Here is a 4,319-nt window from a genome sequence, read left to right as displayed (position 1 = left end):
GTCGCTGGTGATGCCGATGGTGACCCCGAGCAGCTGGCGGACCTCGCCCCCGGCACCGGCGGCGAGGTCCGCCAGCTGCTCGGGGTCACCATCGGCATCACCAGCGACCGCCGCTCCTCGGACATGATCGCCACCTTCGAGCGCAAGGGCGCCAGCGTCGTGCACGCCCCGACGATGCGCATCGTCCCCCTCACCGAGGACGCCGAGCTGCTGGCCGAGACCCGCGACGTCATCGCCGACCCGCCCGACGACGTGCTCGTCACCACCGGCATCGGCCTGCGCGGCTGGGTCGAGGCGGCCGACGCGGCGGGGCTGGCGACGCCGCTGCTGGAGACGTTCGCGCGGGCCCGGGTGCTCGCCCGCGGCCCCAAGGCCACCGGCGTGATCCGCGCCAACGGGCTGCGCGAGGAGTGGTCGGCCGCCTCCGAGCAGACCGCCGAGGCCGTCGAGCGGCTCGTGGCCGAGGGCGTGGCCGGGCGCTCGATCGTCGTGCAGCTGCACGGCGCGGCCGACCAGGACCAGCTGGCGCCGCTCGTGGCGGCCGGTGCCCGGGTGCGCGGCGTCTCGGTCTACCGGTGGCTGCCGCCGGACGACCCGGCCGCGGTGGAGCGCCTCGTCGACCTCGTCGCGACGCGGCGGCTGGACGCCGTCGTCTTCACCAGCGCGCCGGGCGCGCTCGCGCTGCTGGAGGCGGCCCGCGGCGCCGGGCGGCTGCCGGAGGTGGTCGCCGGCTTCGCCGAGGGCGTGGTCGCCTGCGCCGTCGGGGACGTGACGGCCGAGCCGCTGCGGGCCGTCGGCGTCGAGCCGCTCGTCCCGGACCGCTGGCGGCTGGGGGCGCTGCTGCGCACGCTCACCGCCCACCTGGCCGAGCACCCGCTGGCGCGCGTGGAGACCCCGGCCGGGACGCTGCGGCTGCGCGCGCAGGCCGCGGTGCTCGACGAGCAGGTGCTGGAGCTGGCCCCCGGACCGCTGGCGGTGCTGCGCCGCCTCGCCGACGCGCAGGGCGCGGTGCTCTCCCGCGAGGACCTGCTGCCGGCGCTGCCGGGCGCGGCCGACGCGCACGCCGTGGAGGTCACCGTGGCCCGGCTGCGCTCGGCGCTGCCGGACCCGGCGCTGGTGAAGACGATCGTCAAGCGCGGCTACCGCCTCAGCGTGGCCGCCACCGGGGAGGAGACCTCGTGAGCGGAGACCTCGTGAGCGCGGACCTCGCGGGCGCGGACCTCGTGGGCGCGGCACCGGTGCAGCCGCCCGTGCTCGTGGCCTGCTCGCACGGCACCCGCTCCGAGCTCGGCCGGCGCACCGTGGACGCGCTGCGCGCCGCCGTGGCCGCCGCCCGCCCGGAGCTGTCCGTGCGCGCCGCCCACGTGGACGTGCACGGCCCCGAGCTGCCCGAGGTGGTCGAGGAGCTGAGCGCCGCCGGCCGGCGCAGCGTCGTGGTGCCGCTGCTGCTGTCCAGCGGGTACCACGTGCGCGTCGACGTCGCCCGGGCCGTCGCCGCGAGCGGCGGGCTGGCCACGGCCGCCGAGGCCCTCGGCCCGGGTCCCGAGGTGAGCGGCGTGGTGCTGCAGCGCCTCGGCGAGGCGCTGGGCGAGGACCCCGCGGGGTTCGAGGGGGCCGTGGTCCTGGCCGCCGCCGGCTCCTCCGACGCCGTCGCGCAGGGCGACGTGCGCACCGCGGCGGCGCTGCTCGGCGAGCGGCTGCGCGCACCCGTGACCTGCGGGTTCCTCTCCGCGCAGGAGCCGACCGTGGCCGACGCGGTCGCCGCCGCCCGCGCGGGCGGCGCGCGGCGGGTCGCGGTGGCGAGCTACCTGCTGGCGCCCGGGGTGTTCTCCCGACGGCTGGCCGCCGCGGGCGCCGACGCGGTGGCCGAACCGATGGGCCCGCACCCGGCGCTGGTGGACCTCGTCCTGCGCCGCTACGAGGCGGCCGCCGCCCTCGCCGCGACCTCCTGAGCCGGCCCGCGCGGGTCCCCGGCCCCGCGCCGCTGCGCCGTTCGGGCGCCCGCGGCGCCGAGCCGGCCCACGCGCGGGGCCGCGTCCCTACGCTGACGGGGTGGAGCTGCTCGACGAGATCGCCGTCACCGAGGTGGACGGGGTGCCGGTGGTCTGGGCCGCGGGCCCCGCACCGCTGTCCGCGTCCCTGGTCTTCCGCGTCGGCCAGGCCGACGAGGCCTTCCTCGACGGCGGCATCACCCACCTCGTCGAGCACCTCGTCATGCGCGGCGTGGGCCGGGTGCCCATCGAGGTGAACGCCCACGTGTCGGTGCACACCACCTCGTTCCAGGCGACCGGCTCGGCGCACCACGTCGTGGCCTTCCTGGCGGGCGTGTGCCGCCAGCTGGAGCGGCTGGACACCGCCCCCCTCGACGTCGAGCGCCGCGTCCTGGCCGCCGAGGCCGGGCGCGGCGGCGGCGCCGGCCCGGCCGCCGAGGCCGCCGCGCTGCGCTACGGCTGCCGGGGCGCGGGGCTGCTGGCCTACCGCGACCTCGGCGTGGCGCGCCTGGACGCCGGCGACGTCGCGGCGTGGGCGGCGCGCTGGTTCACCCGCGGCAACGCCGTCCTCGCGCTCACCGGCCCGGTGCCGGAGGGCCTGCGGCTGCCGCTGCCGCCCGGGGAGCGGGCCGGCGTGGCGGCAGCGGTGCCGCGCGCCCTGCGGCTGCCCGCGTGGGAGTGCCCCGCCGGCGGCACCGCGGTCTCCCTGCCGCTGGCCGCCGTCGACGGCACCGACCTGGCGGTGGCGCGGCTGCTGGCGCGCGCGGGCGAGGACGCCGTGCGCCACGAGCGCGGCCTGGCCTACGACGTCGACACCGACGCGCTGGTCGTGGACCCGGGCACCAGCGAGGTGGCGCTGCACGCCGACAACGACCCCGAGCACGCCGCCGAGGTCGCCGGGCTGCTGCTCGACGTGGTCGAGCGCTTCGCCGCCGACGGCCCCGCCGCGCAGGACCTCGAGGCCGACGCGGCGCAGGCCCTGGAGGCGCTGGGCGACCCGCGGGGTACGGGTGACGCGGTGACCGCGGCGGCCCACGAGCTGCTGCTGGGGCTGCCGGTGCGCACGCCCGCGGAGCGCTACGAGCAGACCCGGCGGCGCAGCGCCGGTGCCGTCCGCGAGGCGGTGCGCGAGGCGCTGGGCGCCGCGGTGGTCCTGCTGCCCGAGGGGACCGCGTTCGAGCGGGCGGGCCTGCGCCCGCTGGCGCCGAGCTCGCACCCGGTGCCGGCCGGGCGCGAGCTGCGCCCGCGCCCGTTCCGCGGGGTGCCGCGCGGCGCCCGCCTGGTCGTCGGCGAGGACGGGGTGGCCCTGCGCCTGCCGGACGGCGACCTGGTGGCGCGCTGGGACGACGTGGTGGGCGTGAGCGTGCTCGTGGACGGCACGCACGTGCTGCAGACCGGCGACGGGCCCGCGGTGACCGTGCCCCCCGGGGACTTCCGCGGCGCCGGCGACGTGCTCGCGCAGCTGCGCCGGCGGCTGCCGGAGGCGCTGTTCGTGCCGGAAGCGGAGGCGGCGGGCACCCCGGCGGGCTGAGGCCGCCGGGGGCCGGGCGCTGGGGCGTCAGCGCACGACGTTCAGCCACTCCCGCCCGGTCAGGTGGCGGTGCAGCTGCTCGCGCAGCAGCCGCACCATGCGCGGGCGGAAGGCCGTGGAGTTGCCGCCCACGTGCGGGGTGACGATCACCCCGGGCGCCGACCACAGCTCGTGCCCGGCGGGCAGCGGCTCGGGGTCGGTGACGTCCAGGGCGGCGCGCAGCCGGCCGGTGCGCAGCTCGGCCAGCAGCGCGTCCGTGCGCACCACCGGCCCGCGGGCCACGTTGACCAGCAGCGCCCCGTCGGGCATCGCGGCCAGGAAGGCCGCGTCCACGAGCCCGCGGGTCTCCCCCGTCAGCGGGCAGGCCAGGACGACGACGTCGTGGCGCGGCAGCAGCGCGGGCAGCTCGTCGGCGGCGTGCACCCGCACGCCGTCCTGGACGCGGGCGCGGGTGGCCACCGCCGTCAGCTCCACCTCGAAGGGCGCCAGCCGGGCCGCGACCGCGCGGCCCACCCCGCCCCAGCCGACGACGAGGACGCGCCGGTCCGCCAGCGAGGTGCGCCGGGAGGCGCCCCAGCGCCCCTGCGCCATGGCCCGCACGTCGTCGTCGAGGCCGCGCAGCGCGGCGATGGCCAGGCCCACCGCGAGCTCGGCCGTCGACGTCTCGTGCACCCCGGCGGCGTTGCACAGCACGACGCCCTCCGGCAGCTGCTCGGGCACCCCGTCGTGGCCGATGGTCATCAGCTGCACCGCGCGGCAGCCGGCGGGCAGCGCCGACAGGTCCGGCGTCGCCACGT

The 4,319-nt window shown here is 79.7% G+C and carries 4 protein-coding genes; 3 read left to right on the top strand and 1 reads right to left on the bottom strand.

Annotated elements, in window-relative coordinates; translation table 11 throughout:
* Positions 1-33 precede the first annotated feature (33 nt).
* The 3 genes from GTQ99_RS20380 (at position 34) to GTQ99_RS20370 (ending at position 3,522) form a co-directional block, all read left to right on the top strand.
* Positions 34-1,182, top strand: coding sequence for a uroporphyrinogen-III synthase (locus tag GTQ99_RS20380; RefSeq protein ID WP_166617532.1), 1,149 nt, complete (start codon positions 34-36; stop codon positions 1,180-1,182).
* Positions 1,179-1,952, top strand: coding sequence for a CbiX/SirB N-terminal domain-containing protein (locus GTQ99_RS27235; RefSeq protein WP_205707910.1), 774 nt, complete (start codon positions 1,179-1,181; stop codon positions 1,950-1,952). The genes GTQ99_RS20380 and GTQ99_RS27235 overlap by 4 nt, the downstream gene beginning before the upstream one ends.
* 100 nt (positions 1,953-2,052) lie before the next feature.
* Positions 2,053-3,522, top strand: coding sequence for an insulinase family protein (locus GTQ99_RS20370; protein WP_166617530.1), 1,470 nt, complete (start codon positions 2,053-2,055; stop codon positions 3,520-3,522).
* A 27-nt stretch (positions 3,523-3,549) separates the two neighbouring features.
* Here the strand turns inward: GTQ99_RS20370 and GTQ99_RS20365 are convergent.
* Positions 3,550-4,319 (bottom strand): NAD(P)-dependent oxidoreductase (locus GTQ99_RS20365; protein ID WP_166617529.1); only part of this gene is annotated, 770 nt, incomplete at its 5' end.

The organism is Kineococcus vitellinus (genome assembly GCF_009906315.1).
Taxonomy (GTDB): Bacteria; Actinomycetota; Actinomycetes; order Actinomycetales; family Kineococcaceae; genus Kineococcus; species Kineococcus vitellinus.
This window is presented reverse-complemented; position numbering and strand designations above follow the sequence as displayed.